Annotated in this window: 1 protein-coding gene; it reads right to left on the reverse strand. The window is 65.8% G+C overall.

Annotated features, from left to right (window positions below; translation table 11 throughout):
• A partial coding sequence (locus tag ACZ6DL_RS38115; protein WP_466058608.1) for an IS110 family RNA-guided transposase occupies nucleotides 1-1,081 on the reverse strand: 1,081 nt, incomplete at its 3' end.
• Nucleotides 1,082-1,300: the final 219 nt, after the last annotated feature.

The following is a 1,300-nucleotide window of genomic DNA, read 5'->3' on the forward strand; positions in this document are numbered from 1 at the left end:
CGCGCTTGCGGTCGTAGAACTGCCGCGACGGGCCCTGGACGCGCAGGCTGGACAGTGCTGCCATGTAGAACACGTGACGCAGGCGCCGGTTGTAGCGCTTGGGTCGGTGCAGATTGCCGGTGACGCGTCCGGAATCGCGGGGAACGGGTACGAGCCCGGCGTAGGACGCCAGTCGGCCGGAGCTGCCGAACGCGGCAAGGTCACCACCGGTGACCACGAGGAACTCCGCGCCGAGGCCAGGACCCATGCCGGGCAGCGACTCGATGATCTTCGCCCACGGGTGAGTGCGGAATCGGGTCGTGATCAACTTGTCGAGCTCTTTGATCTCGCGGTCGAGATCGAGCAGCTTTCGTGCTTGTCGCTTGATCAGCATCGAGGTGTCGGCTTGGCCGGGCAGCGTGATCGTCTGCGCCTCGGCGGCGGCCAGCGCGGTCGCTGCGGTCTTGGCGATCACGGCGGGCCAGCCACCGTTTTCACGCAAATATGTTGTGACACCGCCGATTCCGGCTTCCCGGATCTCGGTCGGGGTGCACAGTCCGGCGACCAGAACCAGCGGGGTCCGGTTGGAGTAGTCGAACGCGGCCTCGAGGGCCGGGAAGATCGAGCCCAGCAGCGCGCGCAGCCGGTTGATCCCCGCGACCCAGTCGCCCATCAGGTCGGTGCGGTAGCTGGTCAGCTGCCCGAGCGCGGCGACGAGCTCATCGGGCATGACGACCTCGGTCAGGTCCCTGCGCAGCCGGGCGGTTTCGGCGATGACCCGGGCGTCCTTGCTGTCGGTCTTGCCCTCGCCGCGGAACCCTCCGGTCATGGTGTTCACCACCCGGCCGGGCACATACGTCACCGCTTGCTCGGTCGTCACAAGGATCGTGATCAGCATCAACGCCATTGGACTGGTCAGATCGATGGCCCATTGCACCCGTGTGGCGGTCTTGCCGGCCTGAGCGATCAGGTGCTCGATCGCGCGCTGGTCGTTGCCGAGCTTGCGCCGGAACACCACCTTCCCGTCCGGGTCGATCGCGCACGCGTGATGCGTCTGTTTGCCGACGTCGATGCCCACCCACAACTCCGGGTGATCGCTCACCTGGCGACTCCTGCCGTCACAGTCTCGGCCCGAGGACAGCCCCGCCGTCAGATCCCTAAACAGCGACGATCCGCATCAGCTCTCAATCAGCAGCCGGAGCGTCCAAAGCGATAGGGCAGCCAGTCCTTTCAAGCCTCAACCAAGGCAAACACAAATCAGCTACACCCCACCGCCCTGGGCATCCAGGGCACCAACCCCAGACACCTACAACCTTAGGGA

The sequence above is a fragment of the Nocardia sp. NPDC041819 genome, assembly GCF_055590505.1.